This is a genomic window from Bacillus sp. AFS077874, assembly GCF_002566505.1.
In the GTDB taxonomy this organism is placed as follows: Bacteria; Bacillota; Bacilli; order Bacillales; family Bacillaceae_G; genus Gottfriedia.
The window spans coordinates 1-20,316 of sequence record NZ_NUYF01000011.1 but is presented as its reverse complement, the minus strand read 5'-3'; the positions used below and the strand labels follow the sequence as shown (position 1 = coordinate 20,316).

Here is a 20,316-nt window from a genome sequence, read left to right as displayed (position 1 = left end):
TCCTATCCTATATACAGGTTTGGGGTGCTATTTTGATTAAAAATATTATTGTTATGTAACGATTAAAAGTTAAGCGTTTTTTATTTCATCAACCTCACTAAGTAATGTTTCTAAATGTTTTAAAATTGTCTTAGCTATTTGATGTTCTTTATTTTGTTCTAAGTGTTCTTTAGCAGCTTTAGATAATTCAGTATAATTTTGATGTGAACTTTGGTTATGCTGATCATTGGTTTCTGAGAAGTTGAAAGCATTGCTAAGCTTAAGACTTATTTCATTGTGTATACTTTTCAAACTTTCAATCATTTCATTCAATCTTGGCACTCTCCATTTCATTTTGTAATTTTATACATACATGTGACCACTAAAAATGAATTGATAAATATTAATATTTGAAACAAATATTGTTTAATTTAGTTGGATTCTAAGGGCTAACGAAATTGACAGATGATACGTCAATAAAAGGGTTTTACGGATCTATTTTGCTATTGAACCAATAAGCTTATAATTTGTTTTTTAAAAAATATTATCCTAAAAAAACTGTTGACAAGTTTGCTTCACGTCCGTATAGTATTAGTTATTATAAAAAATATTCAGAAATATTTATCAAAACGCAAAGATCAGGAGTAGTAAAAGTTAATTATTAGGTTAAGAGAGCTGCGGGTTGGTGCAACGCAGTCCAATGATACTTTGAACTTGCCTGGGAGTGGTAAAGCGAAAGATTAGATTTAATCTTTTCTCTTGTTTTAACGATTAACCTTCGTTACAAGGTTTTTAAAGTAGGGTTCATAAAAGAGCCAATAAGAGTGGTACCGCGGTAAGCTAAGGCATATCGTCTCTTTCTTCATTTGATTATGAAGAATGAGATGATATGCCTTTTTTGATTTTTGGGAGGTTAGGATATGAAAACGGAAAAACGGAATTTACAAAGGACAATGACGTCAAGACATATTACGATGATGGCATTAGGAGGTGCCATTGGGGCAGGTTTATTTAAGGGAAGTAGTTCAGCAATTGATATGGCAGGCCCATCCATCATAATTGCATACTTGCTAGGAGGCATCATCTTGTTATTCATCTTACAAGGTTTAGCTGAAATGGCGGTTCGCAATAGCGATGCAAGAACATTCAGGGATCTTGTCCAATCTATTTTAGGAAAGTATCCTGCTTATTTCCTTGATTGGATCTATTGGAAAATGTGGGTATTGAACATCACGGCCGAATCAATCGTAGCTGCCATTTTCATTCAATATTGGTTGCCTGACTATCCAATCTGGATACTGGCATTAATTGTTTCGGTGGTAGTTACAACAATCAACTTGCTATCAGTAAAGGTTTTTGCTGAAACGGAGTACTGGCTTGCTTTAATTAAAATTACTGTCATCATCGTGTTCATCTTAGCTGGATTAGTGTTGTTACTAGTGAACTTTGGCGATCATAAAGCAGTTGGTTTCCATAACTTAACAGACCATGGCGGTTTCTTTCCGAATGGATCAACAGGTTTAATCTCAGCTATGCTGGTGGTAATTTATTCATATGGTGGTACGGAAATTATCGGGGTTACATTAGCAGAAACGAAAAATCCCGAAAAAGTGGTTCCAAAAGCCGTTCGAAGTACATTGGTCAGAATCATTTCTTTTTATATCATTCCATTTTTCATCATCGTTAGTTTAATTCCTTGGAACAAAGTAAACGGGGTACCTGAAAGTCCATTTGTGATGGTCTTTAAAATGATCGGTATTCCTGGTGCTGACCATATTATGAACGCCGTTGTTTTAATAGCGATTATTTCATCGATGAACTCTGGATTGTATGGTTCATCCCGCGTTCTGTATACGCAAGCTGCGGACGGTCGCATTCCGAAAATCTTTTCAAGATTATCTAAGAGGAAAGTTCCTGTAAACGCCATATTAATGTGTACTTCCACTTTACTTGGCGGTGTACTAATTTCCTTGTTTGCAGGAAGCAAGACCTTTGATTTCCTAATGGGATCACTTGGATATACCGTATTATTCATCTGGTTGATTATTGCCTTTGCCCATTTGAAGTCACGTAAACAGTCATCTGGCAAAACAAGCGATTATTTAGTTAAATGGTTCCCATATACGACTTGGGCTGTGATCATCGCTTTAATGATGATTCTAATCGGAATTATTTTCACGACACCAGTTATCGTAACGGTTATTACTCTTTGCATCTATATCTTTATTACGATAACGTATATATGGAAAAGTCGCCTTAACAAAAACTTGTAGAAAATAGTTGGTAAGTTTGGTTTACTTAAGGCAGCTCTTGTAGTGACTACACTTATGCAATACTTGTTCTTCAATTAATAGGAGCTTTACTCTAATGAGTAAAGCTCTTTTTTTTGATTAGTAGATCAAAAAGTTAATTTAACTGAGCCTTTAAATGAAAAGATTTAAGTTGCCATAAATAGTACTCGTCCAAGGACAAGCATACAATCACTTAAGCCTGGTCTCAATATAATGATAGGAGTTTATTAGAGAGTGAAGTGAAAAGTGTGCCTCCAAAAATGAAAAAACCAAATGATTCAAATGAAGAGAATAAAGAGAATATTAATATTGCTTCAGCATTTAGAGCGGTTAATAATGCAAATCAAACTGTTCCTGAAAACACCTTTGTAAAAGTGAATTATCAACTTAAACAATTTGATTTGGCTAATGAATATATTCCATTTACCTCAGTGTTTAGACCAAAAAATAATGGGGTCTATTTAATTTCTGCTACGATTTCTTTTATCCCAAATGATAATAATGTCAAATATAGAGCACGGATCGAAATCCGTGTGAATGGACAACCCGCAATCGCGATCGATAACGATTTCTTTGGTCCAATAAACTTCGGAAATGCTGTAAATGTTTCGACGATCCAGAAACTTAATGCTTTGGATAAGGTTGAGGTTTTTGCACAAAGTAGCATTGCTGGTGTGATCGGAGCAAATGTTGATGGTGAAGTTAGTACTCATTTTGAAGCTGCAAGATTTCCGTCTCCAACATCATAAGTATAAAGGCATCTGACCTTGAAAAAGTCAGTGCCTTTTTATTTAAATTTAAAAAAAGTCACTTTTAAAGTAATGTATTCACTTTATTTAGTTTATCTAATTTTAGTGTGTACAAATAAACTGGTCTTCCAATCCCGTATGTCAATGACTCTTCAAGGACACCAAGACTAGTTAGAAACTTCAAATATTTTCGAATCGATACGCGTGATATAAGGGTGGTCTCAGAGATATCATCAGTTGTAAATTGACTGTTGCCTTTTGAGTTTATCACCCCAATGACAACCTGTAGGGTGCTGCTAGTTAAGCCTTTAGGCAAATTACTCATTGCTTCTTCGACCAGTTTTTGATCTATACTAAAGAACTGTTCATCCAGATCTTCCTGACTAAATAAGGTTTTATTTGCAAAAAAATTATACTTATCTTTATACTTCAACAATGCTTGATTAAATCTTTCAAACTCAAACGGTTTAATTAGATAGTCTACAGCCCCATACCTTATTGCAGTATGAATTTTTTCTTTGTCCGCAGCTGCAGTAATTAGAATGACATCTACTGCCATGTTTTGTTCTCTAATAAAACTAAGCAATTCAAGTCCAGTTGAACCAGGCATATAAACATCTAGCAAAATAAGGTCTACCTGTTCGTTTTCAAGGAACGTAATGGCATCTGTCACGGTATGGGATATCCCTATTAAACTAAAACCTCTTATCTCATTAAGGTAACGTTTGTTGAATTCAGCAACCATAGGATCATCTTCTACAATCAGGACTTTAATCATAACCATACCTCTTTTCTTCATATGGGATTTGTATTTGGAACTCAGTCCCTAGTAGTAATTTTGAATCGATGATTAATTCTCCACTCAGTTTTTTGATACTATTTGCAACCAAATAAAGGCCGTAGCCACGATTTTCTCCTTTTGTGGAAAACCCTTTTTCAAATACTTTCTTGTGTAACTCTTCAGTCATTCCAGGTCCTGAATCTAGAACTTCGATTGTTAAAAATTTATCTACATAATTAAAGATTACTTCCAGTGTTTTTTCTTCAGTATCAGACAATGCTTCTATTGCATTATCGATCAAATTCCCAAGAATGGTAATTAAATCTTGAGTGAACTTAGGGTCTTTCGGCTCTGGAATGACATTTTTACATTCGAAAGAGAACTCCACATTTTCTTCCCTTGCATAACTTAATTTTCCCATAATAAATCCGGCCAGGGCAGGGTCTTTAATATGCTGAGTAATCTGTCCAAATTCTTGATTTTGATAGTTCACTAAAGTACGGATAAATCCTGATAATTCATCGTAGGATTTCATTTGGACCATACCAAGAATAACGTGAAGTCGGTTCATAAACTCATGGGATTGGGCGCGAAGGGATTCCGCATAGGTTCTTACACCTGTTAATTGTTCGGCCAACTGATTTACTTCGGTTTTATCCCGAAATGTAGAAATAGCTCCAACTACTTTGCCATTTACCACAAGAGGAACTCTGTTAACGAGGATGGAAACACCGTTAATGTTTTGTTCATCATCTAGTTCGGGTTTACCTGTTTCTAAAACGTGATCCAATCTTGTTGAAGGCATATATTCATCAATTTTCATGCCAACGGGCTTTTGAGAAAGCCCTGCCTTTTGAAAGATTTGTAATGCAGATTTATTTACTAAAGTAATTGTTGATTGATTATCAACTGCGATAATACCCTCATGAACAGATTGGAGCATCGTACTCCTCTCCTCAAGAATCTTAGCAATAGCAAAGGGTTCGAGCCCTAGCAATGTCCTTTTAATATATCTTGCAAGTAAAATAGCGCCAATGACGCCTATTATTAAACCAAGAACTGTCACGATAAGGATATCCCAATGACTTTTGCCAAGTACAGACTCTACACTCTTAAGTGAAATTCCAACTGCAACCACGCCAATCTGTTTATTTCTCAAATTGTATAATGGAGTAAAAGCACGAACTGATTCACCTAAAGTACCATGCGAAATCGATACATACTCTTTACCCTTTAGTGCCGCCTTTTCATCACCGCCAACAAAATGTTTGCCGATATTTGCCGGATTTGGATGTGATTTTCGAATTCCGTTCATATCCATTACGACAATAAACATTACATTTGTAGCAGTTTGAATATCCTTTGTATAATCTTGAATTGCAGTAGTGGAGTGGTCGTTACTTAATTCATCAATTACAATTTGTGATTTAGCAACAGTCCTAGCTACAATTAAGGCCTTTTCTTCTTGGTAATTTATAATTTTTTTACTGACAGTATGACTGATTAATAAGTCAGTAATCATTAAAGATAGGAGTACCACTAAACAAACAAAGAAAATAATAATTGTACTTAATTTAAATCTAAATCGCCGATCGTGCACATTAACCTCCAACTATTACTAGATTCATCATATCGAACTACTATTGCTCTAATGGTTTTTAATAATACTTTTCCAATTTACTATAAAATACAGTCCAATTAAACTTAACCTCATGATTTTATTACTTACATTAATTACAAAACACTTTATAAAGTTATTTTAACTATTTATAATGTTCACAAAATTGTAACATGTAAATAATTCAAAAAAATGTAATCGTTTTCAAAATTGATTGGAGGTTAAGCACATTGAGAATTAATTTTAAAAGTCTTACAACTCAAGTGATTTTAGGAATTTTTCTCGGTATTTTGGTCGGATTCGTATTTCCAGAGATTGGTTCACAGCTAAAGGTTATTGCTGATATTTTTATTAAGCTAGTAAAAGTTGTTATTGCACCGATTATATTCTTAACCATTGTTATCGGGATTGCAGGAATGGGGGATATAAAAAAGGTTGGCAAAATTGGTGGGAAGGCCTTACTTTATTTTGAAATCGTTTCGACAATCTCTTTAGCAATCGGTATTATTGTTGCAAATGTATTAAAGCCAGGTAAAGGGATTGATGCAGCAGCGGGAAAAGGAGATATTTCTCAATACACTAAGGCAGCCTCGGAAACAAGCCATGGTTTCATGGATTTTATCACATCAATCATTCCTGAAAGCTTCATTGGGGCATTTGCAAATGGTCAGCTGCTTCCAGTACTTCTACTTGCAATCTTATTTGGCATTTCACTTGCTCATTTAGGTAAGAAAGGTAAGCCGGTCATCGATTTTTTTGAGAAATTGACTGAGGTATTCTTTGGAATTGTTAATATTATCATGAAGGTTTCTCCATTTGCCGCTTTCGGTGCGATGGCATATACAATTGGAGAATTCGGTATCGGTTCTCTTATCTATCTTGGAAAACTAATGGGTTCTGTTTACCTTACAATGGCCATATTCATTGTTCTAGTTCTTGGCGGAATTGCTAAAATGTTCGGATTTAATATCTTCAAATTTATCGCTTATATAAAAGAAGAAATCCTTCTTGTTGTTGGAACGTCATCATCTGAGGCAGCGTTACCGAAAATGATGGAAAAGCTTGAGAAATATGGCTGCTCAAAATCAGTAGTGGGACTTGTACTTCCAACTGGTTATTCTTTTAATCTTGATGGAACTTCCATCTATCTCTCGATGGCAGCATTATTTATTGCACAAGCTTATGGTGCTGACCTAAGCATATGGCAGCAGATTACACTACTAGGTGTATTAATGTTGACTTCAAAAGGCGCAGCGGGAGTTACTGGTTCTGGGTTTGTGACATTAGCCGCAACTTTAGCGGTATTTCCGTCAATCCCAGTAGAGGGAATGGCACTGATTCTTGGAGTTGACCGTTTCATGTCTGAAGCACGCGCAGTTACTAATCTTATTGGAAACGGTGTTGCTACTGTCGTAGTTTCCAAGTCTGAAGGTGAATTTCATCCGATTTACCAGGTTGAGGAGACAAAAATTACAGTTTAAGTTAGAAAATGCGAAAGCAAGCTTTATAACAAAGTGTACAGAAATAGTCTGTGCACTTTTTTTATTTGACCAGTATAAAAGCAGTCTAATAATTGGATAGCTGTTCAATTACCAGAGCAGTACTTGCAAATCAATCTTTATAATACTCAACTTGCCAAAAGGAATGTGGGTTATTTCCAAAAGACTAGATAGTTTTATGAAAATGATCTCCTATTTTCGAAAAGGGGATCATTTTTTTTTGGAAGAAATCTTAATATAGCGATTTAAGATTTAGTAAAAGTAGATTGAAGTTTCAAATTTCTTTATTAAATCATTCGTTCGAATAAAATTAAAGGGAAAAAATTGTAAAGTTTAATAGTCTTGTAAACTGTATCATCAAAATGTACTATTTTAATATAGGACTGGAGGACGTTATGGAAGAGAAAAAATGGTCGATTATTTTAAGCGTGCTTTTTTTATTGTTTGTTTATGTACTTATTCATTTTGAAATAAATGCTAGAAATATTGAAAATTCAGTTCAAAAATTACAGGATCGGGAAGTAGAACCGAAGAAAAAACTCCATTTTGTCCTTATTTCGCAGGAGTTTGATAATCCTTATTGGAGGAAAGTACAAGAAGGGGCAGATGTTGCTGCAGAAAAATATGGAGTGAATGTTGAGTACATCGGTCCTTTACGTACAAGTCCGGAAGAACAAATTAAGTTATTAGAAAAGGCAATTGCTTCTCAGGTGGATGGTATTATCGTGCAAAGTCTGGATGAGAATACTTTTTCGCCCGTAATTAATAAAGCGGTTACACAACATATTCCTGTTATTACAATTGATACAGATGCGCCAAAAAGTAAGCGCATTGCTTATGTTGGTACAAATAATTTTAGCGCGGGAGAGCAGTTAGGAAAAGTTGTTGTAGAGGAAACGAATGGTGTTGGGAAAATTGGCGTTATTATAGGGAGTGAAAAATCGGAAAGTCAGCAGGCGAGATTAAATGGATTTTTAAGTATCGTTAAAAAGCATCCGAAATTAGTAGTAAAGGATATTGAGTCCTCTAATATATCGATTATTCAAGCAAAGCTTCAAACTGAAAGTATGCTTCGTAATAATAAAGACATTTCAGTTATGGTTGGTACGAGTGCTTTAGACGCGATTGGCATTTTGAATGCATCAAAAAATTTAAAGTTAAATCAAGTTGAGATCTTTGGATTTGATAACATTGAAGGTACACTTCAAGCAGTTCAAGATGATGCGATTAAAGCAACGGTTATTCAGAAGCCATATGAAATGGGCTTTCAATCTGTAGGTTTATTAATCGACTGGTTACATGGAAAAGTTATTAATAAAGAAAATTTTACACCAACCGAGGTGGTGACGAAAGAAACGTTGATCAGGAGGAGAAACGTTGAAAATTAGGACAAAGTTATTTATTTTTATTCCTATTTTAGTTATTTTATTAAATCTAGTTTCATTTTTTGTTTTTGAAAATGGTAAGAAAGTTCAAGAGAGTTATAATTTAATGATTAATAAAATATTTTTATATAAACAAATCTCTTCTGAAACTCAGGAAAACTTAAGTTTAGTTAGTAGTTATATTATTAATCCACAGCCAAAAAACTATCGATCGATTTTGCAGCATAAAAGCAATTTACAAAAATTAAAAAAGGAACTATTAACACATAATGCTACTAAGAATAATCAGCTTGTGTTAGAAAATTTTACCCATATGATTGATTCTTTTCTAGAGTTAGAATCATCGATAACAGATAATTTAGTCTCTCAAAATTTTTCAAGTTATACAGATCAATACAGGGATATAGAGAAAATATCAGGGTTTATTAGAGAGGATAGTCAAAACTTAGTTGATTTAGAGCTTAGTAATTATCAGCCTATTTTTCGAAAGATTATTGCAAATACTCAGTCTATGAATCAATTAGGTGTCCAGTTGTTCGTTATAACGACTATCATTAGTATTGTTTTTGCCATTTGGTTGTCTAGAAGTATCGTCATTCCAATCAATCGTCTAGTTTATATGGCTAAACAAATTGGTAAAGGTAATTTTAATGTGGATCCACCCACATTGTATCGAAATAATGAAATAGGTATTCTTGGTAAAATCCTTAATGAAATGTCTAAAAATTTAAGCAATTTAATGATAAAAAATATTGAAATAGTAGAGAAGGATCGCCTTGTGAAGGAGCTAGAGTTAAAGGCTTTACAAAGTCAGATAAACCCGCATTTCCTGTTCAATACGTTAAACGTTATATCTAAGTTAGCTTATATTGAAGGAGCTGAGCAAACGAGTGATCTAACTGTATCGACCTCGAATTTGCTACGTTATAATTTACGAAAATTAGACGAGCCCGTAACTCTTTTGGAAGAAGTTAGAAATGCTGAGGAATATTTTTCGATTCAAAAGGCAAGGTTTAGAGATCGTGTACGCTTTGAATTAAATATAGATGAGTCCTGTTTAGGAAATAAAGTTCCTTGTTTAACATTGCAACCACTTCTTGAAAACGCATTTATACACGGTATCGAGGGGATGGAGCAAGGAGCAGTAATAGGGATTAATATCAAGAATCATGAAAGATATATTTACATCGAAATTTATGATAATGGTGCTGGTATGAAAGAAGAGACTAGAGAGGCTCTTTTAACGTCGTCTATGCCGATCATCTCTCAAAAAAGCTCAACTGGATTAGGCACAACAAATGTGTTTAAACGCTGGCGCCTCTTTTACGGAGAAGAAGATATTGTTGATATTAAGAGTGTAATAAATAAAGGGACAAACATTATTTTAAAGCTTCCTGTCCCATCAAAATTTTAAAATTAAGGAGGTTACTATGTATCGTTTATTAATTGTTGATGATGAACCATTAGAGCGCGAGGGACTTGAACTGATGATTAACCGTTCAATGCCTAATCTATTTCAATTTGAACAGGCTGAAAATGGACGAGTTGCGATTGAAAAATCAATAGAATACCAGCCTCATATTATCTTTATGGATATAAAAATGCCTGGTATTCAAGGGCTTGAAGCTGTATCAGTTATAAAGCAAAAACTACCTGATACGAAAATATTCATTGTCACGGCATATGACTATTTTACGTATGCACAAGAAGCCATTTCATTAGGTGTTAAAGATTATATTTTAAAGCCTGCTAAAAAGGATCATATCATTTCATTACTTCAAAAGATGATTGATGAGATAGAAGAAGATCATAAGAAAAGATTACAAGAATTAGAGGCTATTGAAAATTTATCGATTATACGTCCTCTCACTGAAAATGAATATACGTTAATGTTAATGTTTAACACTGTACAAGAACTAAATGTGTCTCAACTGTCTAGTATTCTCGGTTTTGAAATCGAGTTAGGTTATGCGAACGTCATTAAATTGCCTAAAGAAATTAGTCAAAATGCCAAGGAACAGAGGAGAATTTATGAATGTGTAAGGCATTTTATGAAAACTTCGAGGAATTGTTTAATTAGCCCTGTTGTAGATGGCCAATTAGCGATATTTATTCCAGTACAGCCAAATCGAGAAGCTGATCTTCAATCGCTTGTACTCTATCAAGATGCTTTAAAAACCATTGAATACATAGAAAATCAAACTGGTTATCAAACAGTGATTGGTATTGGGTCTTTAAAGCAAGGAATTGAAGGGTTACGACAATCTTATAATGAGGCATTTCACGCAAGTTTAGAATGTGATGAGTTAACACGTGTTAATCTGCATTCAGTAAATCTTTCTTTAAGTATACCGGACGAGGAAAAACAAGTTTTAATTGATACTTTTAGAAAAGCTGATTTGGAAGAAGTTATGAACCAATTTAATAATTTGTATGAAAGATTTGTTAATTATCATGTTAAACAAGTTAGAAGGGAATTAAATTCACTATTTAATCAAATTTTCCAATCTCTCCGTAGTTCATCGATTGAAGTTGAGAAATTTCATATTCCAGATATTAATGAAATCAGTCAATTGAAGAGGTTTGTGGAGCAACAAATCATTAATTTAATTACAAAGATCGATCGAGAAAAAGAAATCAAAACGAATCATCTGATGATACTGGCGAGGGAATATATCGCTCATCACTTCATTGAGGATCTCTCACTTGAGCAAGTGGCCAATTATTTAAAATTAAATCCAGTCTACTTTAGCAAACTATTTAAGAAGCAAACAGGTGAGACTTTCAGTGATTATTTAATGAATTTGAGAATCAATAAAGCAAAACAATTAATGGAAAAAAGAGAATTGAATTTAAAAGAAATTTGTTACCAAGTGGGCTATAATGATCCAAATTATTTTAGCCGAGTATTTAAAAAATGTACGAATGAATCTCCTAAGGAATATCGAAAAAAGGTATTAATGAATATTTAAAGAGAATAAGAGGATAATTTGAATACTTGAATTTGAACTGATAAACGATTATTTACTGTATTTGAATATTTATTGTTAAAAGAGTCTAACGACATACTTAATGATCGTATTTACGAATTGCTTTTTAATTTGTACATACTTTTATCAAGTTGCTGTTTGACTCTTTTTTGTTTTGAATCGAAATTAACTGTACTAATATGTCCCAAAGTTAAGATAATGCTAGTTTCAATATTCTGAATGTAAACGTTTTCTAAGTTTAGGTAAATTAGTGCAGATAATAGACAAAAGAGTGAAGGAAATGGGTAAGCGTTTCCAATAAAAATCGTGATAACCTTATTTATGTAAGCGTAACCAGAAAAAAAGGGGGAAACACTTTGAAAAAGTTATCAAAGATTTTTGCAATAATTTCAGTATTTTTAGTAATGACTCTTGTTGCAGCTGGATGTGGATCTTCAGCAACATCAAGTGATAGCACTTCTGCTGGTAAGAAAAGTAAAAATGGTAAAGTTGATATTGGTATCGTTTTACCTACGAAAGATGAGCCACGTTGGACTCAAGATGAAACTCGCTTTAAAAATGCTTTAAAAGATACAGATTATTCAGTTGAAATTTTATTCTCACAAGGTGACTCTGCTAAAGAAAAAGCAAACGTTGATTCTTTAATTTCAAAAGGCATCAAAGTTTTAATTATTTGTCCTCAAGACGGTGCTGCTGCTGCTGCTTCAGCTGAAGCTGCAAAAGCTGCTGGTGTTAAAGTAATTTCTTACGATCGTTTAATTACAGGTACTGACGCAGTTGATTACTATGTATCATTCGATAGCGTTGCTGTAGGTGCTGCACAAGCACAATATCTTGTAGACCATGCTTCAGGTAAATCAGGTCAACCTTTATACCTATATGCAGGTGCTGCATCTGATAACAATGCATTCTTATTCTTCCAAGGTGCTTGGAAAGTTCTTCAACCAAAAATTGCTGATGGTACATTCAAAGTTGAGAATTCAGCAGCTGCAAATAGCTTAAAAGCTAAAGCTGATTTAACTCGTGATGAGCAAGCAAAAATTATTGGTCAAGTTACAACTAACTGGGACTTCAATGTAGCTAAAAACTTAACTGCTTCTAACTTAACAAAAGCTTCAAAAGCTGATAAAGGCGATGTATTAGTTCTTGCTCCAAACGATGGAACTGCTCGTTCAATCGCTGATACATTTAAATCAGATAAAGACGTATCTTCATATGTAATTTCTGGTCAAGATGCTGAAAAAGCTTCTGTACAATACATTATCGATGGCAAACAATCAATGACTGTTTTCAAAGATGTTCGTACTTTAGTTAAAGATGCAATCGCTACTGCAACTTCAATCTTAAAAAATGAAACACCTGATGCTTCAGGCGTAACAAACAACGGTAAAGCTGATATCAAAACAAAACAAACAGATATTATTGTTGTTGATCAAAGCACAGTGAAGAAAGACTTAGTTGATTCTGGATACTATAGTGCTTCAGACTTCACTGGATTGAAGTAATTAATAGAAGGAAAACCTTGCAAAATAGTGATGGTCTAACCGTCACTATTTTGTTAATTATTCAATTTAATCAATGACTCAAGTAGATGGCAAATTCGGGAGACTGATCATATGAGTGAATTTATTTTAGAGATGAGAAATATCTCAAAAGAGTTTCCAGGTGTTAAAGCATTAAGTGATGTTAACTTCAAGGTTAGAAAAGGGGAAATACATTGCTTAGTTGGTGAAAATGGTGCTGGAAAATCAACCTTAATGAAAGTTTTAAGTGGTATTTATCCATTTGGAACATATACAGGCGATATTGTTTTTGAAGATGAAGTTCAAAAGTTTTCAAAAATAAGCGATAGTGAAAAAAAGGGTATCGGAATCATTTATCAAGAGTTATCTCTTTTTCCAGAGCTGTCTGTATACGAAAATATTTTTATCGGACATGAAATTAAAAAGGGAATGACCGTTGATTTCAATGAAACGATTGTAAAAGCAATTGAATTGCTTAAAAAAGTAAAACTAGATGTAAATCCTGACGTGCAAATTAAAGAGTTAGGTGTAGGGAAGCAACAACTTGTTGAAATAGCAAAAGCACTTAGTAAAGATGTTAAATTACTTATTCTCGATGAGCCCACTGCTGCCTTAAATGAAGATGATAGTGAAAACCTACTTTTCTTGATGGGAGAATTAAAAAATCAAGGAATTTCTTGTATTATGATTTCGCATAAACTTAAAGAAGTAATTGCTGTTGCAGATACGGTTACTGTACTTCGCGACGGGAAAACAATTTGCTCTTTAAATAAAGAAGAAATCACCGAAAACACAATAATAAAGCACATGGTTGGTCGCGAAATTGACGATATTTATCCGAAACGTCCAAACCAAAAGTTTGGTGAAGTTTCATTAGAATTAAAAGACTGGAATGTATACGATCCAAAATTAGGTCGAAAGATTCTTCATCATATCAATCTAAATGTTCGAAAAGGTGAAATTATCGGTATTGCTGGATTGATGGGATCAGGACGAACAGAATTAGCGAAAAGTATTTTTGGTAATCCAACAAATTTCAAGCTTGAGGGTTCCGTTTTAGTGCAAGGTGAGCAAAAGCGTTTTAAACATCCGAAAGATGCAATAAAAGCAGGTATAGCCTATGTAACAGAGGATCGTAAAGGTGATGGATTAATCCTTGAACAAGATATTAAAAATAATATTTCGATTACGAACTTATTTGAAATTTCTAAGTCAAGCGTGATTAATCAACATGAAGAAATCGTCGTTGCAAATGATTACTTAAACAAGTTAAACATAAAAGCTCCTTCAATTACTTCAATCGTTGGAAAATTAAGTGGTGGTAATCAGCAAAAAGTATCATTGAGTAAATGGTTATTTACAAATCCAAACGTACTTATACTCGATGAACCTACTCGTGGGATCGACGTAGGTGCAAAATTTGAAATCTATAGTTTTATGAATCTACTGGTTGAACAAGGCATGAGCATTATCATGATTTCCTCTGAACTTCCAGAAGTCCTTGGTATGAGTGACCGAATTTATGTTATGGCAGAAGGTAAAATAACCGGGGAATTATCAAGAGAAGAAGCAACTCAAGAGAGCGTTATGGCTCTAGCTACCGTTTAAGAGAGGTTGAATAAAATGAACTTTTTTCAAGAAGCAGGCATGTTATTAAGGAAAAACATCCGTGAATATGGAATGTATATTGCTCTTGCAGTAATAATGTTAGTGTTTACTTTAAATACAGATGGACTATTTATGTCATCTCGTAATTTAAGTGATTTAATCAATATGACAGGTTATGTAGCTGTTCTTGCTGTAGGGATGACACTAGTAATTGTCATTCGTCATATTGACCTTTCAGTTGGGTTTGTTGCTGGTTTTCTAGGGGCAGTGGTTGCTCTATTTCTAACACATGGAATGCCAGTTTGGATCTCAATCATTGCAGTTCTAGTATTTGGAGCTATTATTGGTTTAATAAATGGATTCTTCGTTGCTAATTTAGGAATTCCATCATTCGTAGTGTCACTAGCAGGAATGTTAATATTCAAGGGATTACTACTAATGTCTCTTGTTAAAACTGGTACGATTATTGTTGCTAACGAAAGCTTTAAGGCAATTGGAAATGGCTATATTCCTAGTTTAGGAGATTTGAACGGTTTACACATCTCAACACTATTAATTGGTGCCATCTGTATTATTCTTCTTATATGGAGCGACTTTAAAAAGAGAAGCGTAAACATAAAGTACGGTTTTGAAGTACTTTCAATGCCAATGCAAATCATAAAATTATTGTTTATTTCCGGTATCATTGGTTACATTTCCTATATTCTTGCAGGCTATCAAGGAATTTCTTGGACTGCTGTGATCATGTTTATTGTAGTAGTAGTCTACCACTTCATTACAACAAGAACTCCTTTAGGGCGTCACATTTATGCAGTTGGTGGGAACCCTGAGGCAGCACAGTTAAGTGGAATTAGCGTAAAGAAAATCACTTACATTGTATTCGGTTCAATGAGTATGCTTGCAGCCCTTTCAGGCGTATTGTTTACAGCTCGACTTGCATCTGCTTCTCCCCAAGCAGGTACAATGTTTGAGTTAGATGCAATTGCTGCAGCTTATGTAGGTGGTGTTTCTGCTGCTGGTGGTGTAGGTAAAGTAACAGGTACAATTATTGGTGCATTCGTAATGGCTTCATTAACAAGTGGGATGAACTTAATGGGTATTGATATTTCATACCAATACATCATTCGAGGAGCAGTACTTGTTCTTGCGGTTGTATTTGACGTAATGACACGTAATAAAGGGAAATAATATATTAAAACAGAAACAGCCGATTATAGTGGCTTGTTTCTGTTTTTTTATTTTGTTAAAAAAGCAAGATAGTTGAACAAAGGAAAAATGGAAATATATGTTAATATATTAGTAGCTAACATAAAAAATAATAATTATTAAAAGAGGTGAAACTATGAAAAATTTCAGTATAATTTCACTAATATTATTAATCATTGGATTGATTTTGTTTGGAATAATTTATGTAATTCCAGGCTTCAACGAACTTATTGCATTAATTGGTTTTTTATTGTTATTATTTGGGGCGATCTGTAGCTTTATAGCAATTTCCAAAAGAGAAAGAGGGAACACTAAATTTTTTGCAGTATCATCGTTTTTTATCATATTTTTATTGATTACTTGGTTTGAACCTTTTCTTTTCTTACGTATGCTAACTTGGATTAAAAATTAAATAATGTAATAACTGCTTATGGAAATAACGTGGTGCATTTGTATGATCGACTTTATAGTCGATTTTTTTGTTTAACTAAATGGCAGATTAGTTTAAGTGAAAAGACTCACAAATAGGTACATATTCCTATATTTCTAAAACCAAATTTCATTCGTGTTTTCTATGATCGGATAAATTATTAATGTAGAGGAGAAATTTATTTTATCATTTATTAGAAGTAATTAACACTTAACTCATAAGTAGTAGCAGAATTTCAGGAAAAGGAGAAAGAATGTTCATCTATGGAGCGTCGAGATCGCTAACTAATGGAGACATTCGTGGACGCAAGATACTCAACGGTTTACTAGCAACTAACAAACGAAAATGTGGTATTTTTGCAAATAATTTATGCAGGATTTCATACAAAAAAAGCGAATCCTTAAAGATGGATTAGCACCCCAAAACCCTGTTAACTCAACAATATATTAAAAATGTATATTGTGAGAAAAAAGAAGAAAACCATATCCTTGGTATGTAAGGGATATGGCTTTTATTGTACTTCCGTTAAGTGTATTTATGTAAACTAGATTCGAACCATTTTCATAGGAAAATGGAGAGTTTCTTGTTCAACTAAACATGTTTCTATAAGTAGAGGGAGAACAGTTTAGTTGACGAGATCAATGTCCCAATGGCAGCTACGTTCTACCCTGGCTACTGTAATCATAAAACCTAAAAAAAATAGGTCAACCAGAAAAATCTGGCTAACCTTATAATACGATATGGCAGTATAGTTTAATAAGAAATTATATATTTATGGTAAAATATACCAAATGGGTGATGGGAAATTAAGAAAAAGAATTATACAGTTTTCTTTTTGTTATTGTTTACTGCATCTATTTCTGGAGGTATGGCACTTAAAGATTATTTTGATTATTCAATGATTATTGGAGTTGGATTAGCTATGATATTTTTTTTTGCTTCTGTTTATTCTCTCGGGAAAAAGAATAGGGATAATAACTTACATAACTAAATAGTTTATGCAACTAACGCATGCGTAGTTGAACAAATGCTATTAGCCGATTCGGTCATTTAACTGTAAGGAGGAATTGTTCATGAAGGAAAAGTTAGATAGTATCTTTTTAAATAGTGCAAACTCACAGATAGAATTATATAGTTCTATTGCTAGTATCATCCTTGGAGTAATTATTTTCTTTGTAGCACTTCACTTTAAGAAGAAGCAAAAGAACTGGTGGGTAATCGTTTCATTGATTGGGATGGTTGCGATTATCATCAATGGTGTAAAGCTAATTAATTAAAGAAGTTCGGTAAGAGGAACTCAAATTAAGGGTCAGACTATGCCCATGGTTTGGCGCTTTTTTCTATTAAACATTGGCGGGTGGGAATTCTGGAAGAGAATTTTATTTTGAATTAGATGTATACGGTTCTTGGGATAAAAAAACATTAAATAAAAACAGTATTGAAATGATTTGTGTCTGTAAGAAGTGAATGAACTTATGCAACTAACGCTTGCGATTCTTCAATAGAAGATCGCTTTTTCTTATTCAACATAATGGCAGGTTAGCTTAATAAGGAGATATGAAAAGAAATTCAAAAATCAACACAAAAAATTTGAGGTAGTAAAATACACCCAAAATTCAAATGTAAGCGTTATACTTAAAGGTTAGGTATATGTATTTTATTGGATATTTAGTATCTTAATTAATATAGGTTTTATAAAAACAGGAAATGGGGAAAGACACTGACATGAAGAAGATACTCGTTTATCCAATTTTAGCTGTGATGTTAAGTTCTGTATTAGGAGCTTGTACATCACAAAATGTACAAACTCCCAAACTAAAAGAAGAACAGGCAACTGAAAAGAATGCAGGAACAGAAGTAACTAAAATAAATACTTCCCATTGGTCCTATGAAGGGGAAACAAGCCCCGAGCACTGGGGGGAATTAGATCCTGCTAACTCAGCCTGTGTAAATGGTAGTGAACAATCGCCAATTAACATTGAATTTTCGCAAGTTGAGAATGAACAAGCTGCAGAAGACCTTCAAATTAATTATGAACCGACCTTATTTTCACTCATGAACAATGGTCATACTGTACAGGCAAATGCTGCGGGTGGTAGTAACAGCATACTCATTGAGGGGAAGGAGTACAAGCTTGCACAATTTCATTTCCATACCCCAAGTGAGCATCAATTCAACAGCAAAAACTATGTAATGGAGCTTCACCTTGTACATAAAGATTCAAATGGAAAGATTGCTGTCCTTGGAGTGATGATTCAGGAAGGTGAAGAAAATAAAAATCTGGCAGCGGTCTGGGATATTCTACCGAAAGAAGAAACAGATAAAGATATTCCCTTGAATGAGTCAGTTGATTTAAAGGCTTTGCTTCCTGAAGATCAAACTGCATTTCATTATGAGGGTTCATTAACGACCCCTCCTTGTACAGAAGAGGTAAAATGGACCATTTTTGAAATGCCGATTGAAATGTCAAAAGAACAAATTGAAGCATTTCAAAAGATTTTCCCCGATGATCATCGTCCAGTTCAATCTCTAAATAATCGTAAAGTCATAAAAAGCTAAAATATCCACGTTAATAGATTGTTATACCCAACGGGAGCGTTGATCAAAAAGAGATTAACACTCTATTTGTTGAACTTACTTATTGAACAAACGTGCAGTTTAGTTCAAGAAATAATTGCATTTATACAATAGTACATATGTTAAAATGTGGTAAAGGGGGTTGTTTTATGAAGGAAGAAAACAAACCATTTAATGATGTAATAGACCACTTTAACAAGATAGAAGGAAATGCTTCAAATGTTGTTAGCAAGGATGCTGTAAAAAAGTTGCCTAAACCATTAAAATATTTTGGGTATTTTATGGCTAGCTTCTTATCAATATCCATCTTGTTAATGATAATTTTAAATTTATTACACTAAACTGATCTTGATATTTAAGTCTGGCTGCCACCCTTTGGCAGCTTTTTCTTATTAAGCTCCCTCAGTTAGATACGATTATCTCTCGAATACTCACTTATTTAGCTTTTTCTTATTCAACTAAATGGCAGATTAGTTCAATAAGCACAGTGGGAATTCCTCGCTTTTTATAGGGCTCTAGTTCTTCTTTATAAAACAATTTGCCCAGATTATAGGCATCCATGGCATCAGTTTTTACTTTTCGTAAGCTTGTTTTTTTAGACTGATGAGACACTAAAGGATTAATCATAATATACAAGTAATTGTATTACTCTAAGAATTGTATGACAGGTGCTTGATAATGTCCTGTGGCTTCTAGAATGATAGTAGGTTTAACTAATGTCTTGTTTTCTATATCAGTCGAAGAATTATGAAGAAGTATAAGATTATCTGTCCAATCAGAAAGGCTAATCCTTATAAGAAGATGTTAAAAGCTACACAAGAACACTCTGTTTTACCGAACTTACTAAACCGCAATTTTAAACAGGGTATCCCAGGTAAGGCACTTCTTACTGATATTACTTATCTTTATTACGGAAACGGTCATAAGGCATACTTATCTACTATTTTAGATAGTTCCACAAATGAAATACTTGCCTATAATGTATCCAATCGACTTACATTGGATTTAGCGATAGATACCTTATTGAAATTAAAAAGAATCAGGCATACCTTATTAGCTGAAGGTGCGTTTATTCACTCCGATTAGGGCTCACATTATACCAGCCCTACTTTTCAGAAACATGTAAAAAAATTAGGACTAAAACAATCAATGTCTAGGAGAGGGAATTGTTGGGATAACGCTCTTCAAGAGTCCTTTTTTGGTCATTTTAAAGATGAGGCTAATATAAAACAGTGTAATACTTTAGAAGAACTTAAAAAGGAAATAAGAAATTATATGAGCTACTATAACAATTATCGATATCAATGGAATTTAAAGAAGATGAGCCCTGTAGAATACAGAAATCATCTTCTTTGTGTGGCATAACCTTTTTTTATTGTCCTTTACATAGGGTACATTTTAAAATTCTGGCTAATCATATAATACGAATGGCAGTTTGGTTGAGTAAGGGCTCAGATGGTTTTTTCTAATTGCTGTTTCTTGTTTATTTGGTATGAGTGCATCTGTAGAAGAGTTTGATCCATTAATTGAAATAGTGGAAGAAAACAATCCTGAAGAAACCAAACGAATAGAAGAAATGTTTGGCGGTACCCCTAAGTGAACGTTAATGGATAACATTGTGATATGTAGCAAATGCGTTGGAAATTATTGGTTAGTTATAATTCTTTACTAATCGTTCTA

General features: G+C 33.6%; 16 protein-coding genes, 2 pseudogenes and 1 other annotated feature. Of the genes and pseudogenes, 14 read left to right on the top strand and 4 right to left on the bottom strand.

The window, feature by feature from the left end:
* Nucleotides 1-69: 69 nt before the first annotated feature.
* The gene (locus tag COJ46_RS12745; protein ID WP_097973412.1) at nt 70-312 is read right to left on the bottom strand and encodes a hypothetical protein; all 243 of its coding nucleotides are present in this window, start codon (nt 310-312) and stop codon (nt 70-72) included.
* 292 nt (nt 313-604) lie between these two features.
* Nucleotides 605-840, top strand: a binding site (T-box leader).
* Nucleotides 841-899: 59 nt separating this feature from the next.
* Here COJ46_RS12745 and COJ46_RS12740 point away from each other — a divergent pair.
* Entirely contained in the window at nt 900-2,252 is a 1,353-nt protein-coding gene (locus COJ46_RS12740; protein ID WP_097973414.1) for an amino acid permease, read from the top strand.
* A gap of 278 nt (nt 2,253-2,530) precedes the next feature.
* Entirely contained in the window at nt 2,531-3,019 is a 489-nt protein-coding gene (locus COJ46_RS12735) for an ABC transporter permease (RefSeq protein WP_141437747.1), read from the top strand.
* Nucleotides 3,020-3,083: 64 nt separating this feature from the next.
* Here the strand turns inward: COJ46_RS12735 and COJ46_RS12730 are convergent, their stop codons facing one another.
* Both COJ46_RS12730 and dcuS read right to left on the bottom strand, forming a co-directional pair.
* Entirely contained in the window at nt 3,084-3,797 is a 714-nt protein-coding gene (locus COJ46_RS12730; RefSeq protein WP_097973417.1) for a response regulator, read from the bottom strand.
* Entirely contained in the window at nt 3,790-5,400 is a 1,611-nt protein-coding gene (dcuS, locus tag COJ46_RS12725) for a DcuS/MalK family sensor histidine kinase (RefSeq protein WP_097973419.1), read from the bottom strand. The genes COJ46_RS12730 and dcuS overlap by 8 nt, the downstream gene beginning before the upstream one ends.
* Nucleotides 5,401-5,648: 248 nt before the next feature.
* Between dcuS and COJ46_RS12720 the strand changes: the two genes are divergently transcribed.
* The 11 genes from COJ46_RS12720 to COJ46_RS12670 all read left to right on the top strand — a co-directional run bounded on the left by COJ46_RS12720 (nt 5,649) and on the right by COJ46_RS12670 (nt 18,977).
* Entirely contained in the window at nt 5,649-6,899 is a 1,251-nt protein-coding gene (locus COJ46_RS12720; protein WP_097973421.1) for a dicarboxylate/amino acid:cation symporter, read from the top strand.
* Nucleotides 6,900-7,312: 413 nt separating this feature from the next.
* Nucleotides 7,313-8,305 carry a sugar-binding protein gene (locus COJ46_RS12715; protein WP_097973423.1) on the top strand — a complete coding sequence of 331 codons (993 nt, stop codon included), beginning with the start codon at nt 7,313-7,315 and terminating at the stop codon, nt 8,303-8,305.
* Complete coding sequence (locus tag COJ46_RS12710; RefSeq protein WP_097973425.1) at nt 8,295-9,716, top strand: sensor histidine kinase; 1,422 nt, start codon at nt 8,295-8,297, stop codon at nt 9,714-9,716. Before COJ46_RS12715 ends, COJ46_RS12710 begins: the two co-directional genes overlap by 11 nt.
* Before the next feature lie 16 nt (nt 9,717-9,732).
* Nucleotides 9,733-11,274, top strand: a complete 1,542-nt coding sequence (locus COJ46_RS12705; RefSeq protein ID WP_098565986.1) for a response regulator — start codon at nt 9,733-9,735, stop codon at nt 11,272-11,274.
* A 374-nt stretch (nt 11,275-11,648) separates the two neighbouring features.
* Entirely contained in the window at nt 11,649-12,797 is a 1,149-nt protein-coding gene (locus tag COJ46_RS12700) for a sugar ABC transporter substrate-binding protein (RefSeq protein WP_286133401.1), read from the top strand.
* 111 nt (nt 12,798-12,908) lie between these two features.
* Nucleotides 12,909-14,423 carry an ATP-binding cassette domain-containing protein gene (locus COJ46_RS12695; protein ID WP_097973428.1) on the top strand — a complete coding sequence of 505 codons (1,515 nt, stop codon included), beginning with the start codon at nt 12,909-12,911 and terminating at the stop codon, nt 14,421-14,423.
* 15 nt (nt 14,424-14,438) lie between these two features.
* A complete protein-coding gene (locus tag COJ46_RS12690; RefSeq protein WP_097973430.1) occupies nt 14,439-15,611 on the top strand; it encodes a sugar ABC transporter permease in 1,173 nt (390 codons plus the stop codon).
* A 154-nt stretch (nt 15,612-15,765) separates the two neighbouring features.
* A complete protein-coding gene (locus COJ46_RS12685; protein WP_097973432.1) occupies nt 15,766-16,041 on the top strand; it encodes a hypothetical protein in 276 nt (91 codons plus the stop codon).
* Nucleotides 16,042-17,132: 1,091 nt separating this feature from the next.
* Nucleotides 17,133-17,336, top strand: a complete 204-nt coding sequence (locus COJ46_RS12680) for a hypothetical protein (RefSeq protein ID WP_097973434.1) — start codon at nt 17,133-17,135, stop codon at nt 17,334-17,336.
* A 448-nt stretch (nt 17,337-17,784) separates the two neighbouring features.
* A complete protein-coding gene (locus COJ46_RS12675) occupies nt 17,785-18,618 on the top strand; it encodes a carbonic anhydrase (protein ID WP_097973436.1) in 834 nt (277 codons plus the stop codon).
* Nucleotides 18,619-18,785: 167 nt separating this feature from the next.
* Nucleotides 18,786-18,977 (top strand): amino acid transporter, encoded by a 192-nt coding sequence (locus tag COJ46_RS12670; RefSeq protein ID WP_097973438.1) that lies wholly within the window; start codon nt 18,786-18,788, stop codon nt 18,975-18,977.
* A 154-nt stretch (nt 18,978-19,131) separates the two neighbouring features.
* On the opposite strand, the pseudogene COJ46_RS25000 reads toward COJ46_RS12670, so the two are convergent.
* Nucleotides 19,132-19,338, bottom strand: a pseudogene (locus COJ46_RS25000) (IS110 family transposase); the annotation flags it as partial.
* 36 nt (nt 19,339-19,374) lie between these two features.
* Here COJ46_RS25000 and COJ46_RS12660 point away from each other — a divergent pair.
* A pseudogene (locus COJ46_RS12660) lies at nt 19,375-20,001 on the top strand (IS3 family transposase); the annotation flags it as partial.
* Between the last annotated feature and the right edge of the window lie 315 nt (nt 20,002-20,316).

Coding starts and splice junctions, on each gene's coding strand:
- COJ46_RS12715 (WP_097973423.1), top strand. CDS start 7,313: ATGGAAGAGAAAAAATGGTCGATTATTTTAAGCGTGCTTTTTTTATTG.
- COJ46_RS12735 (WP_141437747.1), top strand. CDS start 2,531: ATGAAAAAACCAAATGATTCAAATGAAGAGAATAAAGAGAATATTAAT.
- COJ46_RS12690 (WP_097973430.1), top strand. CDS start 14,439: ATGAACTTTTTTCAAGAAGCAGGCATGTTATTAAGGAAAAACATCCGT.
- COJ46_RS12730 (WP_097973417.1), bottom strand. CDS start 3,797: ATGATTAAAGTCCTGATTGTAGAAGATGATCCTATGGTTGCTGAATTC.
- COJ46_RS12670 (WP_097973438.1), top strand. CDS start 18,786: ATGAAGGAAGAAAACAAACCATTTAATGATGTAATAGACCACTTTAAC.
- COJ46_RS12675 (WP_097973436.1), top strand. CDS start 17,785: ATGAAGAAGATACTCGTTTATCCAATTTTAGCTGTGATGTTAAGTTCT.
- COJ46_RS12695 (WP_097973428.1), top strand. CDS start 12,909: ATGAGTGAATTTATTTTAGAGATGAGAAATATCTCAAAAGAGTTTCCA.
- COJ46_RS12685 (WP_097973432.1), top strand. CDS start 15,766: ATGAAAAATTTCAGTATAATTTCACTAATATTATTAATCATTGGATTG.
- COJ46_RS12705 (WP_098565986.1), top strand. CDS start 9,733: ATGTATCGTTTATTAATTGTTGATGATGAACCATTAGAGCGCGAGGGA.
- COJ46_RS12680 (WP_097973434.1), top strand. CDS start 17,133: ATGAAGGAAAAGTTAGATAGTATCTTTTTAAATAGTGCAAACTCACAG.
- COJ46_RS12740 (WP_097973414.1), top strand. CDS start 900: ATGAAAACGGAAAAACGGAATTTACAAAGGACAATGACGTCAAGACAT.